This window comes from Streptomyces qaidamensis, assembly GCF_001611795.1.
GTDB classification, from domain to species: domain Bacteria; phylum Actinomycetota; class Actinomycetes; order Streptomycetales; family Streptomycetaceae; genus Streptomyces; species Streptomyces qaidamensis.
The window spans coordinates 7,439,751-7,458,431 of sequence record NZ_CP015098.1; the positions used below are offsets into that span (position 1 = coordinate 7,439,751).

General features: G+C 72.5%; 13 protein-coding genes. 6 read left to right on the forward strand and 7 right to left on the reverse strand.

Features of this window, described 5'->3' with window-relative positions:
- Window positions 1–2 precede the first annotated feature (2 nt).
- Window positions 3–809 (forward strand): alpha/beta fold hydrolase, encoded by an 807-nt coding sequence (locus A4E84_RS32755; protein ID WP_062930008.1) that lies wholly within the window; start codon window positions 3–5, stop codon window positions 807–809.
- Window positions 810–878: 69 nt separating this feature from the next.
- Here the strand turns inward: A4E84_RS32755 and hisC are convergent, their stop codons facing one another.
- The 5 genes from hisC to A4E84_RS32780 form a co-directional block, all read right to left on the reverse strand.
- Window positions 879–2,996: a histidinol-phosphate transaminase gene (hisC, locus tag A4E84_RS32760; protein ID WP_159029644.1), complete on the reverse strand. Its 2,118-nt coding sequence runs from the start codon at window positions 2,994–2,996 to the stop codon at window positions 879–881.
- A 68-nt stretch (window positions 2,997–3,064) separates the two neighbouring features.
- Window positions 3,065–5,815 carry a ferritin-like domain-containing protein gene (locus A4E84_RS32765; protein ID WP_062930010.1) on the reverse strand — a complete coding sequence of 917 codons (2,751 nt, stop codon included), beginning with the start codon at window positions 5,813–5,815 and terminating at the stop codon, window positions 3,065–3,067.
- Between the two features lie 23 nt (window positions 5,816–5,838).
- Window positions 5,839–7,056, reverse strand: coding sequence for a cytochrome P450 (locus tag A4E84_RS32770; RefSeq protein WP_062930011.1), 1,218 nt, complete (start codon window positions 7,054–7,056; stop codon window positions 5,839–5,841).
- A 275-nt stretch (window positions 7,057–7,331) separates the two neighbouring features.
- Window positions 7,332–8,141: an ABC transporter permease gene (locus tag A4E84_RS32775; protein ID WP_062930012.1), complete on the reverse strand. Its 810-nt coding sequence runs from the start codon at window positions 8,139–8,141 to the stop codon at window positions 7,332–7,334.
- The gene (locus tag A4E84_RS32780) at window positions 8,138–9,082 is read right to left on the reverse strand and encodes an ABC transporter ATP-binding protein (protein WP_062930013.1); all 945 of its coding nucleotides are present in this window, start codon (window positions 9,080–9,082) and stop codon (window positions 8,138–8,140) included. Before A4E84_RS32780 ends, A4E84_RS32775 begins: the two co-directional genes overlap by 4 nt.
- Before the next feature lie 274 nt (window positions 9,083–9,356).
- On the opposite strand from A4E84_RS32780, the gene A4E84_RS32785 reads away from it, so the two are divergent.
- Genes A4E84_RS32785 through A4E84_RS43090 form a run of 3 tightly spaced genes read left to right on the forward strand, consistent with a single transcriptional unit; the run spans window position 9,357 to window position 13,132 of the window.
- Window positions 9,357–10,217, forward strand: a complete 861-nt coding sequence (locus A4E84_RS32785) for an aspartyl/asparaginyl beta-hydroxylase domain-containing protein (RefSeq protein WP_062930014.1) — start codon at window positions 9,357–9,359, stop codon at window positions 10,215–10,217.
- On the forward strand, window positions 10,214–11,104 hold the full coding sequence (locus A4E84_RS32790) for a hypothetical protein (protein WP_062930015.1): 891 nt from the start codon (window positions 10,214–10,216) through the stop codon (window positions 11,102–11,104). The genes A4E84_RS32785 and A4E84_RS32790 overlap by 4 nt, the downstream gene beginning before the upstream one ends.
- Window positions 11,105–11,128: 24 nt before the next feature.
- On the forward strand, window positions 11,129–13,132 hold the full coding sequence (locus A4E84_RS43090) for a glycosyl hydrolase family 95 catalytic domain-containing protein (RefSeq protein WP_062930016.1): 2,004 nt from the start codon (window positions 11,129–11,131) through the stop codon (window positions 13,130–13,132).
- Window positions 13,133–13,206: 74 nt separating this feature from the next.
- On the opposite strand, the gene A4E84_RS32800 is transcribed toward A4E84_RS43090, so the two are convergent.
- Together A4E84_RS32800 and A4E84_RS32805 are read right to left on the reverse strand one after the other, a co-directional pair.
- Entirely contained in the window at window positions 13,207–15,720 is a 2,514-nt protein-coding gene (locus tag A4E84_RS32800; protein WP_062930017.1) for an ABC transporter permease, read from the reverse strand.
- Entirely contained in the window at window positions 15,720–16,463 is a 744-nt protein-coding gene (locus A4E84_RS32805; RefSeq protein WP_062930018.1) for an ABC transporter ATP-binding protein, read from the reverse strand. Before A4E84_RS32805 ends, A4E84_RS32800 begins: the two co-directional genes overlap by 1 nt.
- Window positions 16,464–16,617: 154 nt before the next feature.
- Between A4E84_RS32805 and A4E84_RS32810 the strand changes: the two genes are divergently transcribed.
- Window positions 16,618–17,853 carry a sensor histidine kinase gene (locus tag A4E84_RS32810; RefSeq protein WP_213084215.1) on the forward strand — a complete coding sequence of 412 codons (1,236 nt, stop codon included), beginning with the start codon at window positions 16,618–16,620 and terminating at the stop codon, window positions 17,851–17,853.
- Entirely contained in the window at window positions 17,850–18,497 is a 648-nt protein-coding gene (locus A4E84_RS32815; protein WP_062930019.1) for a response regulator, read from the forward strand. The genes A4E84_RS32810 and A4E84_RS32815 overlap by 4 nt, the downstream gene beginning before the upstream one ends.
- The last annotated feature ends 184 nt before the right edge of the window (window positions 18,498–18,681 follow it).

Genomic DNA, 18,681 nt, shown 5'->3' on the forward strand with positions numbered 1-18,681 from the left:
CCATGCCCCTCGCCACCGTCAACGGCATCCGCCTCAACTACGAGGACAGCGGCTCCGGTGAACCCGTCGTCCTGATCATGGGATCCGGCAGCGGGGGCCGCGCCTGGCACATGTACCAGGTGCCCGCGCTCACCGCCGCCGGCTATCGGGTCATCACCTTCGACAACCGCGGCATACCGCCCACGGACGTGTGCGCCGACGGCTTCAGCGTCGACGACATGGTCGCCGACGTCGTCGCGCTCGCCGCCCGGCTGCGGCTCGGCCCGTTCCGCGTGGTCGGCACCTCGATGGGCGCCTACGTCGCCCAGGAACTCGCCCTGACCCGACCGGACCTGCTGCGCCAGGCCGTGCTCATGGCCAGCCGGGCCCGCAGCGACGCCCTGCGCGCCGCGCTCGCACGCGCCGAGCGCGAGCTGCACCTCTCGGGAGTGCGGCTCCCCGCCAGCTACCAGGCCGTCGTCCAGGCCATGCAGAGCCTGTCGCCCCGCACCCTGGATGACGAACAGTCCATCGTCGACTGGCTGGACGTCATGGAACTCTCCGGGCAGAACGAGGCCGGCCGGGGCGCCCAGCTCGGGCTGGAGCCGATGCCCGACCGCCGCCGGGCGTACGCCGCGATCGGTGTCCCCTGCCACGTCATCTCGTTCGCCGACGACCTGGTGACCCCGCCGCGCGCGGGGGAGGAACTGGCCGGGATCATCCCGGGCGCCGGCTTCGAGGTCGTTCCGGACGCCGGGCACTACGGCTACCTGGAGAACCCGGAGGCCGTGAACAAGAGCATCTTGGGGTTCTTCGGCAACGCGGGCTGACCCCCGGCGGAAACACAGGGGCGGGGCGGTCGTCACGACCGCCCCGCCCCTTCTCGCTGCGACGGTTCCTCACTCGGTGGTCAGCAGCCAGAGCCACGTCGACGGCGCGCCCAGCGGCTCGCGCCGCTCCACCCGCAGCCCCGCACCGGCGAAGGCGTCCTCGTACGTCCTGCGGTTCATGATGGGCGTGTCCATGAACGCGTGGACCAGCTCGAACCCGACGGAGAACATCGGCAGGGTCTCCCGCCGCTCCTCCCAGTCCTGGGCGACCGTGTCACCGATCAGGAACCGCCGGGCCTCCGGGAAGACCCTGCGCAGCGTGCGCATGACCCCCTCGGGGTCGCCGGTGGCGTCGAACAGGTCGTGCATCATCAGGAAGCTGGTCACCAGGTCGACCTCGGGGAACGTACGGCCCGAGAAGGCCAGTACGTCCCCGTGCACGATGTCGATGCGGTCCGCGAGCCCCGCGTCGGCGACCCGCTTGTTCGCCTGGACGCACGCCCCCTGGTTGATCTCTATGCCGGTGCCGCGCCGGTGCGGGTGGCCGTCGCACAGCCGCAGCAGCCGAGTGGCGTCCCCGCAGCCCAGGTCGGCGACCGTGCGGAAGTCGACGGTGGCCAGCACCTCCTGCTCGAGCGGCAGCATCAGCTCCCGGCCCACCTCGCCCGAGCCGACGGCGACCATCCCGCCGTCCCGGTCGACGTCCTGCTCGAACACGGAGGTCCCGCGGGCCAGTCCGGACAGGCCCCGCAGCACCTCGTGGTAGCCGCCGACGCCCCAGGTGAAGAAGCCCCGCATCCGGACCAGCTCCCGGCCGGCCCCGGTGAGTATCACCGTGGGGGTCGGGCCGTCGGCCAGCTCCACGTAGCCCAGCAGTGCCACGACCCGCAGCAGCGGCATCAGCCCGGTGGCGTCGGTGCCCGCCTTCGTGGCCAGCTCGTCGACGGTGTGCTCGGGCCGCTCCGCCAGCCGGTCCCAGACCCCCAGCCGGGTCAGCGCGAACACCGCGTGCGCGCCGACGTAGCCGTTGAACAGGTCCTCGGGGGCGACCGGGTCCAGCGTCGGCACGGGCAGCACATCATGGGCCGCGCCCAGGCCGTGGCCGCTGGAGGCGTGCGACCGGGGCGAGGCCAGCAGAGTGCCCAGCGCCTGGCAGAACTGGTCGGTGTCCTCCGCGGTCCCGACGGTCACCCGCACGTGCCCCGGGTAGCCGAACGGCGTGAGGTCGCGGACCAGGATGCCGTGCTCGTCAGCGAGACGCGACGCGAAACGGGTGCTGTTCCCGGGGGTCTTGACCATCACGAAGTTGGTGACCGAGGGCACGTACGACACCTCCAGGGCGGTCAGGGTGCGGCACAGCCGCTCCCGCTCCCGCGTGGTGCGCTCGTACACCTCGGCGATGTGGTCGGGGCTGCCCAGCGCGGCCAGCGCCGCCTGCTGGGCGAGCCGGTTGACGCTGAACGGCAGCGCGCGGCGCGCGTCCACGATCCCCGCCACGAGGTCGGCCGGACCCACCGCGTAGCCGGCTCGGAGGGCTGCCAGGCCCCATGCCTTGGAGAACGTCCGCAGCACCAGCAACCGCCGGCCCGCACGGACGGCGTCCAGGGCGTGGTCGAAGCCCGGCCCGGCGAACTCCATGTACGCCTCGTCGAACACCGGGACCACACCCGTGCGTTCGCAGGCCGTCAGGATCTCCTCGACCGCGGCCGGGGACAGCACCGTGCCCGTCGGGTTGTGCGGGTTGCATACGAACACCAGGCGCGCGCCGTCGTCCACGGCCTCCACCAGGGCGGTGGCGGACACCCGGTCCCGGTGCAGCGGCACACTGCGCACGGTGGCACCCGCCACCGCCGCCGAGGTGGCGTACCCGGGGAACGTGGACTCCGTGACGACGACCGTGTCACCGGGCCCGGCCGAGGCGAGGGTGATGAGCAGGACCAGCTCGTCGGCGCCGTTGCCGACGGCGACCATCTCCGTGGAGACGCCGACGTGTTCGGCCAGGGCCTCGCGCAGGGCGGTGACCTCGCTGTCCGGGTAGGTGGAGCACCGGCCCTCGAGCTCCTTGGTGGCCGAGGCGATCACCCCCGGGGGCGGGCCGTAGGGATTCTCGTTGCAGTGGAGGCGCAGCATCCCGTCGGCCCGCTCGTGCTCACGGTGGAGGGAGTGCACTGTCGGTGGGCGGCTCACGGTGTCTCCTTTGACTGGAAGGGCCTGCATGCGAGGGCGCGCGAACGGCTGCCCGGTCCGGCGGCCGCTCACCCTCCGAGCTCGACGCCGGGCGACTGGAAGGCGGGCCCCAGAACGGTGCGGGCGCCCTCCGCGGAAGGCACGGCCATCAGCTTCCTGGCCTCAACCTGCAGCTGGAACATCAGCCCAACGGCGTCGTCCAGCTCCTTGGGATGGCCGTTGAACACCCGGTTCAGGGCGGTGAGAAGACGGGTGTAGGAGGCGTCGCAGCGCAGGGATTCCCGGCGCCCGACCGAGTCGGCGGGCAGCCGGTAGGTGTCGGGGTCGTCGATCACCGGGTGGACACCCTCGGGATCGAAGGGAATCCGCGGGCCGGTGTAGCCCCAGGTGCCGTCGGAGGCGCGGGCGAGCTGCCGGCCCTCCACGATCTCGGCGAACATGTAGTAGTGCCCGAGCTCCCCGGGGTCGCCCAGACCGTCGCCGTCCAGGTCGTGCGGGGAGCCCTCGCCCTGTTCCACGATCTGGTGGATGGCGAGCAGCGCCGACCGGCTGTCGGTGACCTTGTAGAGCGTGCCCGGCGCGTCCGGCCAGCCGACCTGGAGCTCCGGATCGCCGGTGAACAGCTTCCCGTCGCGGTCGAGGCGGATGATGGCCCGGGCGATGCGGTTGTACAGCCAGGCGATGGTCTGCGGTTCGTACTCCGCCTTCGAGAACCAGGTCCGCAGGCGCTCCACGTCGTCGTCGTCGATGTGCCGCAGCTCACCGTCGCGGGTGACGCGGACGCTCTGCGGGGAGATCACGTGCCCCTTGAACGGCTTGCCGTCCACCATGGGGTGCTGCGGCTGTTCGATCGTCATGAACACGTCCCTGACGTGCTCCAGTGACAGCTTGCGCAGCCGTACCCGCAGATCGGGCAGGACACCGGCGGGCAGCGCGCCGGGGAAGGTGGGCACCAACCCGGGACGGCCGATCCGCGGCTTCCCGCCGACGGCGTTGAGGAGGTTGCACACTTGGGCCATGTGCTGCATCTCCTCGCGCACCACGGCCCGGATCAGGCCGACGATCTCCACGTTGTGCCCCGGCTTCACCGACAGCAGGGCGGCCAGGTACGGCGGGATGGTCGCCAACTCCACCAGCATCGCTTGCTGGAGGACGTCCCTCAGCTCCTCGACGCTGGTGATGTCGAGCAGTTCGGGGCGGGGCCCGCTGTCCAGCCAGCTCACGATCATGTCTCGCTTTCCTGGAGAGAGGTCCCGGGTGACCGGCATGTGGTTGGGGGAGTCCGGCGGCGCCAGCAGGGTCCGCCTGATGTACGTGCGGTAGCGCAGTACGTCGTTGTAGTTGCCGAGGTCCAGCACGTCCCGCATCACCGGATAGAGGTTCGCGTACTGCTGGAAGACCGGCCGGACGTCCCGCAGCCAGGTCGGCCGCTCGGGAGCGCGGTAGGCGTCGAACACACGGACCGCGAGCTTCCCGTCGGGTTCGCCCTTGCGGTGCAGCGGCCCGTACGCCACCTCGGCCAGCGCCCCGTCGATCACCCTGCGCGGATTCCCGGGGTCGGTGCCGGTCAGTGTCACCCAGGCGCGGCCCTGGGCGTCCGTGACCACCTCCTCCGGCAGCGATACCGGCCGAGGGGCCGAGCCGGCGTCCAGGAACAGCCGCACACCCGCCGCCGGGCGGCCGTGGCGTGTCGCGTACAGGGTCGTGCCGGCGCTCTCCTGCGGGGTGTCCGGGTGGAGGCGGAACACGGAGCCGTCGGCGTGCACCCACGAGGCGTCGGCGTTCTCGGAGAGCAGCGTGGCCGGTGTGTCGCCGGCCGACACCACCGCCAGGCGGCGACGGCCGGCCAAGGCCAGCTGTGCGCGGTCGAGGCGGACCGTGGCGATGCCCGCGCTGCGCTCGTAGAAGCCGCGGTCGATTCCGTCGAGCGGGGCGAGGACCTGCGGGCGGGCGTCGTCGTCCAGCACGGCCAGGGCGAGCGGGCCGACGTCCTTGAGCGGCCCGCCGCGCCCCTCGGCGCGGATGCTGTTTCCCAGGTCGACGAAGACGGTGGAGGAGGGTTCGTCCACCCGGCACGGCGCGTGGAACAGCGGACTGCGGTCGTCGGCCTTGCGCAGTCTGCGCCCGGCGAGGAACCGGCGCGGCTCGCCCTTGAAATAGGGGCCGATGGAGCCGACGACCCGGCCGAAGGTGAGGTTGTCCGGCCAGCGCTCGACGCCGTCCTCCACGGCGTCCATCGTCATCTTGACCGAGAGCATCCCGTCCTGGGTGAGCCGCCGCAGGGCCCGCAGGAAGGGGGAGTCCAGGCGCTCGGCCCAGGTCACGTCGGTCAGCACCGACTGGTACGTGCCGGCCATGTCCGGCCGCCCCGAGGGCAGGTCGGCACGCGGCCACAGGTCCTCCACCGCGGACGGCAGGAAGTCGCCGCGCAGCAGCTCGTCCCCGTCCGCGTCGACCAGCCGGGGCCGCCAGCCGTAGATCTCCGGGACCATCTGGTTGTGCGGGTCCAGGTCGACCATCTTGCCGTCGGTGCGCAGGTCGTCGTCGACGAGGCGGCCGCCGACGACGGGATCTCCCCGCTTGTCGGTGAGCTGGCGGCCGTCCGGCATGCAGACGCTGGTGACCGCCACGTCCGCCAGCCTCAGCGTGCCGGGGCCGCGGGGGTTCCACAGCCCGTTGACGTCGGGCAGGTCCATCCGCCACTGGTAGCGCGGCTCGAACAGGTCGTTGTCGAAGTACTGCGGCACGTTGTTGGCCGTGGCCACGTCGGTCTGTATCGTCCCGGCGAAGTTCAGCCGGGGAAAGCCAAGGTACGACAAGGGGTGTTCGTCCCTCCGGGGAGCTAGCGGGCCGCCGGGGCGGCCCAGCGCACGTTCACCGGGAGCCGCGCCGGAGCGAGGTTGACCCTCGGCGCCGGGTACGCCAGTGGTTCGTCACGTGCGACGGCGACCTGTGAACAGCGGTCCATCAGCAGGGACATGGCGATCTCGGCGACCACCCGGGCGAGGGGCGCGCCGAGGCAGAAGTGCATGCCGTGCCCGAAGCCGAGATGGCGGTTGGACGTCCGGTGCAGGTCGAACCGGCCCGGGTGCGGGAACTGCGCCGGGTCCCAGTTCGCGGCGGCCGTCCACACGACGACGGGCGCGCCCGCGGGGACGGTGTGTCCGCCGACCTCGGTGTCGCGGGTCGCGAGCCGCAGCGCGCGGGGGAGCGGGCCCCGGTAACGGAAGACCTCCTCGATGGCCGCGGGCAGCAGCTTCCGGTCGGCCCGCACCGCGGCGGAGGCGGCCGGGTTCTCGTCCAGGCAGACCACCAGGTTCGCCAGCAGCATCGTCGTGGTGTTGTGGCCGGCCAGCAGCATCACCGCGGCGAGGCTCACCACCTCGTCCTCCGTCAGCGGCTCCCCGTCGACCTCGGCGGCGGCCAGCCGGCTGAGCAGGTCACCGCCCGGCTCCCGGCGGCGTCGCTGCACCAGTTCGTGCAGGTACTCCTCCAGCTGTTCCAGTTCCTCGCCCAGCCGATCGGCGCCCGCGGCCTGCGCGGCGGCCGGGTCGGTCAGGGCCGACGCCCAGCTCTGGAAGGCGCGCCGGTCGTCGTGCGGGATGCCCAGCAGATCGCACAGCACGATCATGGGCAGCGGGTAGGCGAAGCGCTCCAGCAGATCGAAGGTGCCGGCGCCGTCCAGGCCGTCCAGGATCGCGGTCGCCGTCTCGGCCACGCGCGGGGCCAGCGTGTTCACCAGCCGCCGCGAGAACGCCTGGCTCACCAGGCCCCGGAACGCCCGGTGCCGGGCCGGTTCCATCGTGAAGAAGCTGGCTGAGGTGAGGCGTTCGATGACCGGCGGGATGGGCGTCTCCACCCCGGCGGCCCGGCTCGCGGCGCGCATGTCCGCGGAGAACGAGGGGTCGGACAGCACCTGCAGCGCCTCGTCGTACCCGAATATCTGCCAGGCCCGCAGAGATTCGTCGAACATCACCGGGCCGTCCTGCTGCAGGTGCGTCAGCCAGGCATAGAACTCCGCCACTTCCTTGTCGAGGGGGCGGGCCTCGTGGTCTTCCATTTCTGGCCCAGCAGGCAGCATGTCACTCCAGCAGAGAAATGAGAATTCAACGGCTGACAGGGCAACTTGAGACTAGCGCAGCCTCGTTGCCCTGTCAGTCGTGGTCATTCTCGAATTGTGCGGAGTGGTGCTGCATTACCCGGTGATTTCCGGGGTCTGCCTGTTTCTTTTCGCCACCGCTTAAATTCCGGTCGGCGGTGGTGAGTCCCGGGCCCCCCGGGGGATGTAGGGACCCGGGACGCCGGGGCGCCCCGTGGCCGGGGCGGGCGGTGCCGTCAGGCGTCGCGGTTGCGCAGCACCCAGTAGCCGACCGCGTTGGCGGCGAGGGCCCAGAAGACCAGCAGCGCGGCGGCCGCTCCGGGGCCGTAGGTGTCGGACTCGGAGACGCCCATCAGGGCCATGCCGGCCGGTCCCGGCAGAAAGTCAGCGGCCTTCTGCACGAACTCCACCGAGACCGATTGCAGCGTCATGGGCAGCACCAGCAGGATCAGGAAGCCCACCGTGATGGTCCCCGCCACACTGCGCACGGCCGCGCCGATCCCGATGCTGATCATGCCGACCACGCCGAGGTACCCGCCCACGGCCAGCGCCTGCCGCACGCTCGCTCCGGCCGTCACCGGATCGGCGACGTCGCCGAGAGCGGCGACGGCCGAGCCCAGCCCCAACGGAGCGACGACGAGGCCCGTCACGAACAGCACGGGAACCAGGACCACGCTCTTCGACAGCAGCATCCGGTACCGCACGGGCACCCACTGCAACGTCCCGCGGATGCTGCCGGTCGCATACTCGGAGGCGATGACCATCGTGGCCAGCGCGAGCACCGCGAACTGCCCCATGAAGACGACTCCGGTGCCCAGGTTCGCCAGCGGGTCCGTCGGCAGCTCGCCCCCGGCGGTCTGCGACGTCGAGGATCGCGCGGAGACCCCCACGATCACCGTGTAGGCGACCACCAGCGCGGCCGTGGACGCCAGGCACACCCAGGTGGAGCGCACCCCCCACAACTTCGTCCACTCCGCCGCGGCGGCCCCCACCAGCCCGCCGCGGCCCCGCGAGGGCGCCGCCGGAGCGGCCGTCGTGTCGTTCATGCGTCCCACCCGCCTGTCACATTCGCGCTCCGCGCGGTGCCGTACTCGACACTGTCGGAGGTCAGTTCCATGTACGCCTCCTCGAGTGAGGGTTCCTGCAGGCGCAGTTCGTGCAGCCGGATCCCGGCCTCGTGCGCCAGGTCGCCGATCTGCTCGGGCGTGGCGCTCCGCACGATCACCGCGTCGTCCGCGGTGAGTTCGGCCCCGAAGCCCGCCGTCCCGATCCGCCGGACCAGGTCCGTGCGGTCCGCCGGGTCGGGAACCCGCACCCGCACGGTGCCCAGGGAACTGCGCTCGATCAGCTCCAGCACCGGAGTGTCCGCGATCAGCTTGCCCTTGCCGATGACGACGACCTGGTCCGCGGTCTGCTGCATCTCGCTCATCAGATGGCTGGAGAGGAAGACCGTGCGGCCCTCCTCGGCCAGCGAGCGCGCGATGGAGCGCACCCAGCGCACCCCGTCCGGGTCGAGTCCGTTCACCGGCTCGTCGAAGATCAGCACGCCGGGGTCGCCGAGCAGCGCCCCGGCGATGCCGAGCCGCTGGCCCATCCCCAGGGAGAACAGGCCGACCCGGCGGCTCGCCACCGAGGTCAGTCCTACTGCCTCCAGCACCTCGTCGACCCTGCGCCGCGCGATGCCGTTGCTGCGCGCCATGGACGTCAGGTGGTTCCGGGCGGTCCGCCCCGGGTGCACGGCCTTGGCGTCGAGGAGCGCGCCCACCTCGCGGAGGGGATAGCGCAGTTCCTCGTACATCTTGCCGTTGACCAGGGCCCGGCCCGCCGTCGGCCGGTCCAGACCGAGGATCATCCGCATCGTCGTGGACTTCCCCGCACCGTTGGGGCCGAGGAAGCCGGTCACCCGGCCGGGCGTGATCTCGAGGTCGAGGCCGTCCACCGCGGTCACCGTCCCGTACCTCTTGGTGAGCCCGCTGAGGGTAATCATGCTCGCTCCCTGTCGCTGTGCCGATGTGACCACCGTAGAAATCGGTGGGGCGCGGTGCATCCGACGATGGGAATCGGATGTCTACCACTTTCGTCGGGGGCGGGCCGCGCTTCCGGTCGAGGCGCCGGCGGGCCCGCCGTACCTTCGCCCGGGCCCCGCGGCGCGGTGCGAGATGGAGCGTTTTTCGCCCGGGACTTAAGAGCGGTGACTTTCACGGCGGTTATCGACCAGCATGGCACGCGGTATCACCGGCCGACCGGAAGGAAGACGTTCCATGAAGGCCTTGTCCGTGTTGTCGGAACAGGTCGGCCGTATTCGCGCGCTGGACCCTTACACCCTGGATCTCGTGGGACGCGAGGCGCTGACGGTTCCGAGGAATCTGGCGACGGAATACGGTGAGTATCAGAGCGGGGGCTGGAAAACCCTCTCGCTCTACAACGACAGCGGTGACCCCATGGACGCCACCATCCGGGACTGCGAGGCCAAGGAGACGACGCTCCTGGAGCGCATGCCCGCCACGCGCGCACTGCTGCGGTCCTTCGGGCTGCGCTACATGTGGGCACGCATCGCCCGCCTCCAGCCCAACTCCTTCCTGTGGGAGCACAGGGACTACCACGAGCTGACCGACGAGCGGCAGCATCACCGGCTGCACATCCCGCTGGTGACCAACCGCTCCTGTGCGCTGGTCACCGGCGGGGCGCGGGTCCACATGGCGCACGGCCACCTGTGGTGGCTGATGCCGACCCACGCGCACGGCGCCTGCAACCTCACGGGCCCCGACCGGCTGCACATCATCATGGACTGCTACGGCGACGAGGCGTTCGAGGAACTGACCTCCGGCATGGGCCTCGACGGCGTCCCCGTCGACGTGCTGCCGGAGCCCCCGAAGGAGGAACTCGCCGAGCACCTCGACCTGGCCGTCATGCTCGCCGGGATGGGCTACCACGAGGCCGCCGAGCACTCACTGCTGCGGCTCTTCTACCGCTACGCCATGCCGGACGGCACGGTCTACGACCTGATCGTCAGCACCTACCAGCGCCTCGGCGACGAGGAGCGGGCGGCGGCCTGGGCGGCCAAGAAGAACGTCATGCTCTGCCTCGACCCACCCTCCACCCGCACCGAGGAGCAACCGTGACCGCAACACTCGTCTCGGATCCGCCCGGCACCGGCCGTCCCACGGCTCTCGCCTGCCTGGAGCGTGTCGCAGCCACCCTGGGCACGAGCCCCGAGGTGCGCGCGCTGCACGCCGTCCCACCGTCGGCCGAACCGCACCACGACGGCGAGGCGCTGCTCCAGGCCGCCGTGCGCGGCGACCGGCTCGGAGACCTCTGGAACGTCCTCGACACGCTGGTGCAGAGCGAGGTCGGCGCGGTCCTGCCCGGCTGGCGCGACCGGTCCGCCCCCGACGCGCTGGAGTCGGTCCATCTCGTCCCCCAGGACGACCACCTCGTTCGCCTGCGGGTCCGCGCCGTACCGGCGGGCACCCCCGCCGCCGAGGCGCCCGCCGGCTCCCGGACCCTCCTGGACCGCTCGCACGAGGGCGGAGCACCGGCCGACGCACCCGGCGACGACCCGCTGCCCGCCCTCCTGGCGGCCGAGCACCGCCGTGACCGGGACCCCGCCGAACTCCTCACCGAGACGCTCGTGCGCCTGCACATCGTCCACGCCGACGCCCGCGCGGGCCGCAGCCTGGAGGCGTACGGAGGTTTCACCCTGCTGTGCACAGCGCTCCGCGAACTGCTGCGCGCCTCGCTCATCGCCGGTGCGGGACCGGTGCCCAGAGCGGAGCGGTACGCCGCCGGCTGGGCCGGCTTCGACGCGACACTCGCGCTCACCTCGATCGGCCGCCGCTGCCGCGCTGAGCTGCGCGCCCTGGTGGCCGCGGGACCGCCCGTCGACAACGCGGCGCTGGCCCGGGCCGCCGAACTGGTCCTGCGTACCGCCGGCCGCGCCGCACCGGCTGTCGTGGCCGGGCTCGCCGGCCCCACCGACTCCTACCGCCGCTACCTCCACCTCGACTGACCCCGACCCACCGGGAGCCCCGACGTGAACGCGGGATTCGCCAGAAGGACCTTCCTCCGCACGTCGGCGGGAGGCCTGGCCGCCGCCTCCGGAGTCTCCTGGGCCGCGGAGGCGCCGGCCGCCTGGGCGGCCGGAGAGGGGGCCGCGGCCGACGACCCCTACGAACAGGCGGTACGGGACGCCCGTATGGAGTGGGCCGCTCTTCCGCGGGACCCGCGCCTGGCCCCCCACCTCGGCAACGGCCGGCTCGTCGTCCGGGCCGTCGCCGCGCCCGGCGGACGCGGGGTGCGGCTGCTCGTCGGCGGGCCGGGCACCCGGTCGGCGGAGCCTCCCGCCGGGGTGCTGGATCTGCTGCCCCTGGGCACCCCCACCGCCGTCAGGTGCGTCCTCGACCTGTGGGACGCCGAACTCACCGGACGCGTCACGACGACCCGCGGCACCGTCGCCTTCTCGGCCCTGGTCGACCGCCACAGCCCCACGCTGCTGCTGCGCGCACGCACCGAGGGCGGCGAACGCCTCTCCTTCACCGCCCCGCCCCCCGAGGGCTCCGGGCTGCCACCGCGTTCGGTGAGCCGCGAGCACGGCGACCGGCAGCTGCTCGCCGCCTCACCGGCGAACGCCACGGGCGCCGGCGAGGCCGCCCTCCGTGAACTCCTCGCGGCCGGCACCGACGCCGCCGTGACCCGGCACCGGGCCTGGTGGCACGCCTTCCACCGGCGCGGCTACGTGTCGCTGCCCGAGCGGACCCTGCAGCGGTTCCACCGGGCCCAGATGTACACCCTGGCCGCCGTGACCGACCCCGGGCCCGAACGGCTGGCCGACGCGCCAGCGCTGCTCGGACCCTCGCGCCACCTCGACATCGGGCCCGTCTCCGCGGCACTCGAACAGGGCCCGTCGCCCGCCCACGAGCACCTGGCCGGCGCGCTGCCCGGGGTCGGCTCCAAGGCGGGGCGCACCGACGACCCCGTGCGGGCCTCCGGAGCGCTGGCCCTGTGGGAGGCCCACCGTTACACGGGCGACCCGCGCATCGTGCGCGACCTGCTGCGCCCCGCCCTCGCCGGAGTGGTCGGCTACTTCTCGGGCTTCCTCATGGAGGGGGTCGACGGACGCCTGCACCTGCCCGTCACGCACTCGCCCGGCCAGGCCGACGTCAGCGACTGCACGCACGACCTGTCGCTCCTGCGCTGGGCGGTCACCACGCTCGTCACGGCCACGCGCAGGCTCCGTGAGAAGGACCCCCGCCTGGCCCACTGGGAAGACCTCGCCGCCAGGCTGACGCGGTGTCACACCGACACCTCGGGCATCATGATCGGGGCCGGACTCCGGGTCGCGCGATCCTGCGCCGAGCCGTCGCACCTCAACTGGCTGCTGCCCCTGCGGCAGGCCCCCCACCCGGACGCCGACCCGGCGCTCGCCCAGCGCAGCCTCCGCCACTGGGCCGGTATGCGCGACGCCTGGCACGCGGGTTCGTACGCCACGGCCGCGGCCATGGCGGCGGCCCTGCGCGACGCGCCCCTCGCCCTGGAACTGCTGCGCCACCTCACCGGGGCCACCGGCGACGAGGCGGACGTCCTGGCGCCCAACTCCCTGTACCGGCACGCCGTCTCGCCGCGCGCCGCCGCCCCCTTCCCGGCGGGACAGGCGCTTCTGGAGCTCCTCGTCGGCGCGGGCGGCGACGCCGTGGACGTGTTCCCCGCGGTGCCCGACGCCTGGCCGGACGTCCTCGTCGCCGGGCTGCTCGCCCCCGGCGGGCACGTGGTGGACGCCGAGCGCCACGCGGGCCGCACTCGCTGGGTCCGGGTTGGCGCGGCCGACGGCCGCCCATTCACCCTGCGGCACGGCGTCGACGGCGACGCGGAGGTGTGGACCAGCCGCCCCGGAGACACCGCGCCCCACCGCAGGGTCGTGGCCCGGCCGGCCGGGCCCGGCGCCGCGCTGGTGCACCCGGCTCAGGGGGCGACCCTGACCGTCCTGCGCCCGGGCGACGACCCGGACCTGACGGTACGGCAGGTCCCCGCGGCCCGTTGACGCCTCCCACGCGCTCGTCACGGGGGCGGGGCAGGTGGACACCCACCTGCCCCGCCCCGCTCATGTCGCGGTCGTCACTTGCCGGAGATCGCCTCCAGCATGTTCGTGGCGGCCGCCCGCCGGGCGGGCCACATCGCCGCCAGCACCGCGGCCACCGAGATGCCCACCAGTGCCAGCCCGACCACGGTGAACGGCATCGTGAAGTCCCACAGCAGCTGCCCGAACATCGCGTGCTGCATCACGGCACCCACCGGCACGCCGACCACCACGCCGAGCAACGCCCCGAACATCGAGATGACGATGCTCTCCGCCCGGATGGTCCGTCGCACCAGGAGCCGCTTGGCCCCCACCGCCCGCATCACACCGATCTCCTGGGTCCGCTCCATCACCGACAGCACCAGCGTGTTGACGACGCCGAACACCGCGATGACGATCGCCACCCCGAACATGGCGTACATCAGCGTGAACGCGAACCGCTGCTGGTCGACGCCCTGTTCGACCAGGCCCTCCCGGTCGGTGACGGTCACATCGGGCCGGTCCCGGAACGCCGCCTCGATACCGGCCCGCGCCTTGTCCGGGTCGGAGCCCGTGGCGTACAGCAGGGTGATCTGCCGGCGCAGCGCCTCGGGTGCCTTCGCCGCGTCCAGGTAGATGCTCGCCTGGAGCTCCGTCGCGTCGTAGATGCCCACCACGCGCTGGGTCACGGACGTCTTGGCGTCCAGCTTCAGGGTGATCTCGTCGTCCATGCCCAGCCGCAGCATGTCGGCCTGGTTCCGGGAGATGACCACACCGCGGGTCAGATCCGGGGAGCCGGCCGTGATCCTGGGCGTGAGCACGGTGCGCAGGGCCTCGGGCTCGATCGCGGAGATGCGCCGTACGGTCTTGCCGCCCTCGTACGTCAGATCGGCGAGCACGTCGCGGCTCGCGGCGACCCGGTCGACGCCCGGCACGGAGCGCACCCGCTCCACCTCGGCGGGCGTGAGCGTCGACTCGCCGCCCGCCGCCGACTGGAGCACGGTCGTCGTCAACGGCACATTGGCGCGGGTCGTGGAGGCGATCAGGTCGGAGAAGGACGCGCTCAGCGTCGCGAACGCGCACACCAGACCGAGCCCCACGGTGATGGCGGTCGCCGTGCCCGCCGTGCGCCGAGGGTCGCTCGCGGCATTGCGCAGACCCAGCCGCACCGAGGCACCGCCGCGCATGCCGACCAGCCGGGTGAGCGGCAGCAGCACCCGCTCCGCGAGGAACGGCGCCAGCAGGATCGCGCCGACCACCCCGAGGACCGCGCCCACCAGCGCGATGATGCGCAGCAGGTTGGAGGAGCTGGGGTCGGCCGTCGCGATCACCATGGCGGCCGACACGACGAGCAGCGCCACACCGAGTAGGTTGCGCCGCCGCTTGGTCTCCCGCGGCATCACCGCGTCGGTGCGCAGCGCGGCCACCGGCGGGACGGCGGCGGCACGCCGGGCCGAGGTGTAGGCGGCCAGCACCGTCACGATCAACGCGACGCCGTAGCCGAGCAGGATCGCCGTGGGCCGTACGGTGAACTCCACGTTGTCGTCAGGCCGCATCACGCCGATCAGCAGCGGGCCCAGGCCGACGCCGGCGAGCGTGCCGACGGTGCCGCCGGCCACGCCCAGCACCGCGGCCTCCACGATGATGCCTGTCCTGACCTGCCGCCTGCGGGCGCCGACGGCCCGCAGCAGCGCGTACTGCCGCGTGCGCTGGCTGACCAGCATCGTGAAGGTGTTGGCGATGACGAACATGCCGACCAGCAGGGCGACCGCCGCGAACGGCAGCATGGTCAGCCGCAGGTCCTGCGCCTCGTCCTCCGACTGGGTGGCCGCGGCGTCGGCGAGGGCCCGGCCGGTCTCCACCGGGTACGTCTCGGGCACGGCGCCCCGTGCGGTCCTGGCAAGTGCGTCCGCCGCCACTCCGGGATCGGCGGTCAGCTCGACACGGTGGTAGCGGGTGCCGAGGAAGCGGGCGGCGCCGGCGTCGTCGTAGGCGACGACGGGGACGGCGTCCGACGCCTCGTCGGAGTCGGCCTCCGCCTGCGGGCCGAGCCGGTGGTAGGTGAACAGGCCCGACACCTCGGCCCGTTCGGAGCGCCCGGCGGCGAGCAGCACACGCACGGTGTCGCCCACGCCGACCCCGGCCGTCTCGGCGTCGGTGCTGTTGAGGGCGACCTCGCCGGTGCCCCCCGGCTTGCGGCCGGCGTCCAGGGAGAACCGCTCGTCGCTGCTCCAGTTGGTACCCGCCCGGTCCAGGACCGTGGTGCTCTTCACGAGCTTGCCGTCCGGGCCCACGAGCCCCGCCCGGCCGACCACGACACCCTCGGCGGCCGCCACACCCGGCAGCGCCGCCAGCCGGTCCCGCTCCGTGGCACCCAGCACCGGCTCCTTGCCGGGACTCTGCACGGCGACACTGACGTCGTCCCGCGTCTCACGCAGCGTCAGGGTGGCCGCGATGGAGTCGCTCACCACCCAGCTGCCGACCGTCGCCGTGACACCCAGGGCGATCGCCACCAAGGTCATCAGCACCCGGCCCTTGTGCGCGAGCAGGTCGCGCAGCATGGTCTTGAACATCAGGACACAGCCCTCTCGAAGGACTTCATGCGCTCCAGGACGCTGTCCGCGGTGGGCGCGAACACCTCGTCGACGATGGTGCCGTCCTTCAGGAAGAGCACCCGGTCGGCGAACGCCGCGGCGCTGGGCTCATGGGTCACCATCACCACCGTCCGGCCGAGGTCGTCGACGCTGCGCCGCAGGAACCGCAGCAGCTCCGCCGACGCCGTGGAGTCGAGCGCGCCGGTCGGCTCGTCCGCGAAGACGACGTCCGGCTCCGTCACCAGCGCACGGGCCACCGCCACCCGCTGCTGCTGGCCGCCGGAGAGCTGGCTGGGCCGGTGATGGAGCCGGTCCCGAAGATTCACGGTGGTGACGATCCGGTCCAGCACCTCCTGGTCGGGCTTGCGCCCGGCCAGGTCGAACGGCAGCAGGATGTTCTCCAGGGCGGTCAGCGTCGGCAGCAGGTTGAACGCCTGGAACACGAACCCGATCCGGTCCCGGCGCAGATCGGTCAGGGAGTCGTCGCTCAGCCCGGTCAGCTCGGTATCGCCGATCCAGACCCTGCCCTCGTCGGCCTTGTCGAGGCCGGCCACGCAGTGCATCAAGGTGGACTTGCCGGAACCGGAGGGGCCCATGATGGCGGTGAACTCCTGGCGCGGGAACCGCACGTCGACGCCCGCGAGGGCGGTCACCCGGGCGTCCCCGGTCCCGTAGTGCTTGCCCAGCCCCGAGGCGCGGACAGCGTCTGTGGTCTCAGTCATGGAACCGAGTCTGGAGCGACGGCCGCCGTCTCCACGTCGCCGAAAAGTCCACGATCGCGCCCCACTTAGGTCGCGGCCGTACCCAACCTTCGTGGGGGGAGGGGCAGACTCCGGTCGGACGAAACAGCCCTCGACGAGCAACTACGCTCGGTGTGTGACCCGACGTACCCATACGACCACCGGAGCGGGGCGGGTGGCGCGCCTGCGGCGATGGCTCGGCCGCAGGGGACCGTGGCTCCTGGCCGTCCTCCTCGCCGCCGGCGCGTTCGTCCCGATCGACGGCACCTTCGTGTCCCGTATGCAGACGGAGCTCGGACTGACCTCCATGGACGGCCTCGCCCTCGCGCTGGCCGTCGTCGTGGCCGTCGCGTCAGCCGCCTCGGCGCTGGTCCTGCCCCGGCTGCGCTGGCCCATGGCGGTGACCGGCTGCGCGGCGTGGGTCTTCACCTCGACCTGGGCCGCGCTGTGCGTGGCCTCCTACGTCGTGGCGTTCTCCGTGCGCCGCCCGCTGCGGCAGCTCACCTATGTGGCGGCGGCGAGCGCGCTGACGGTGCTGCCGACGACCACGGGACTGGCTATCGGGGCGGCCGGGGTCGTGTGGCAGGACATGCTGTCGTCGCTCGGCGGCGTCGCCCTCTTCGTGTGGCTGCCGTTCGCCCTCGGCCTGTGGAACAAGGCCCGCCGGGACGTCGTCGAGGGCCTGCACGAGCGGGCCGAGCAGCTGGAACGCGAGCAGACGGCCCGCGCCGAGCAGGCCCGTTCGCAGGAACGGGCCCGCATCGCCCGGGACATGCACGACGTGGTCGCCCACCGGGTGTCCCTGATGGTGCTGCACGCCGGCGCCCTGGAGATCAACGCCAAGGACGAGTCGACGGCCGTCGCCGCGGAGCTGATCCGCACCATCGGACGCGAGGCACTGGGCCAGCTGAGGGACGTCATCGGCGTCCTCAAGGCCGACGGGGAGGGCGTGGCACTGGGCCCCCAGCCGACGCTCGTCGACCTGGAGCGGCTCCTCAACCAGTCGCGTGCCGCGGGCATGACCGTCAGCCGCCGCGACGAGGGCACCCCGCAGCGGCTGCCCACGCTGCTGGAACACGCCGCCTACCGGGTCGTGCAGGAGGCCCTGACCAATGTGCACAAGCACGCCGGGGCCGCCCGCACGGAGGTCCTGGTCCGCTACGACGACGGCGGTCTGGTGATCGCCGTCCACAACGACGCCCCCAGCCGTCCCGTCGAGGCGCTGCCCGGCAGCGGCATGGGCCTGGTCGGTCTGCGGGAGCGGGTCGAGCTGCTCGACGGCGAGTTCACCACGGGCCCCCGCGCCGGCGGCGGGTTCTCCGTCCGCGCCCGCCTGCCCCTTTCCACGCAAGCCACGGAGGAAGACGAGTGATCCGGGTCCTGGTCGTCGACGACGAAGCACTGGTACGGGCGGGGCTGCGCATGATCCTCGAACCGGCCGACGACATCGAGGTGGTGGCCGAGGCCAGTGACGGCAGCGAGGCCGTGACCGCCGTCGCCCGGCACCGCCCGGACGTCGTCCTCATGGACGTGCGCATGCCCGGCATGGACGGCCTCACCGCGCTGAAGGAGCTGCGCCGCGCGCCGAACCCGCCGCGCGTCATCATGCTGACCACCTTCGACCTCGACGACTACGTGCACACGGCGCTGCGCAGCGGCGCCGCCGGCTTCCTCCTGAAGGACACCTCCCCGCGCGACCTGGCCGCCGCGGTCCGTACGGTCGCCGAGGGCAGCGCGATGCTGACGCCGCGCATCACCAAGCGACTCATCGACACCTTCGCCGGGCTGGAGTCGGCCGACGTGGCCCTCGCCAGGGAACGCCTGTCGGTGCTGACGGACCGGGAGGACGACGTGGTACGAGCTGTCGCCCGCGGTCTGTCGAACGCCGAGATCGGCCGCGAACTCGCCATGAGCGAGGGCACGGTGAAAGCGCACGTCAGCCGTGCCCTCGCCAAGCTCGGGCTGTCCAACCGGGTGCAGGTGGCGCTGCTCGTGCGGGACGCCGGCCTAACGTGACCTGACGGGCGCCGGCGGGCCCGCTTCCGTTCACACGGCAGGCGGAGAGCCCGATGTCCAGTCGATAGCGAGGGCATACGGGCGATCCGTAGAGTGCGGGCACGCGCACTTCCCTTTCCTGATCGAGGATTCGGGGACCGCCATTGCTGGAGGGTTCTCCCGCGTTTCTCCCTTTCTCTTCATT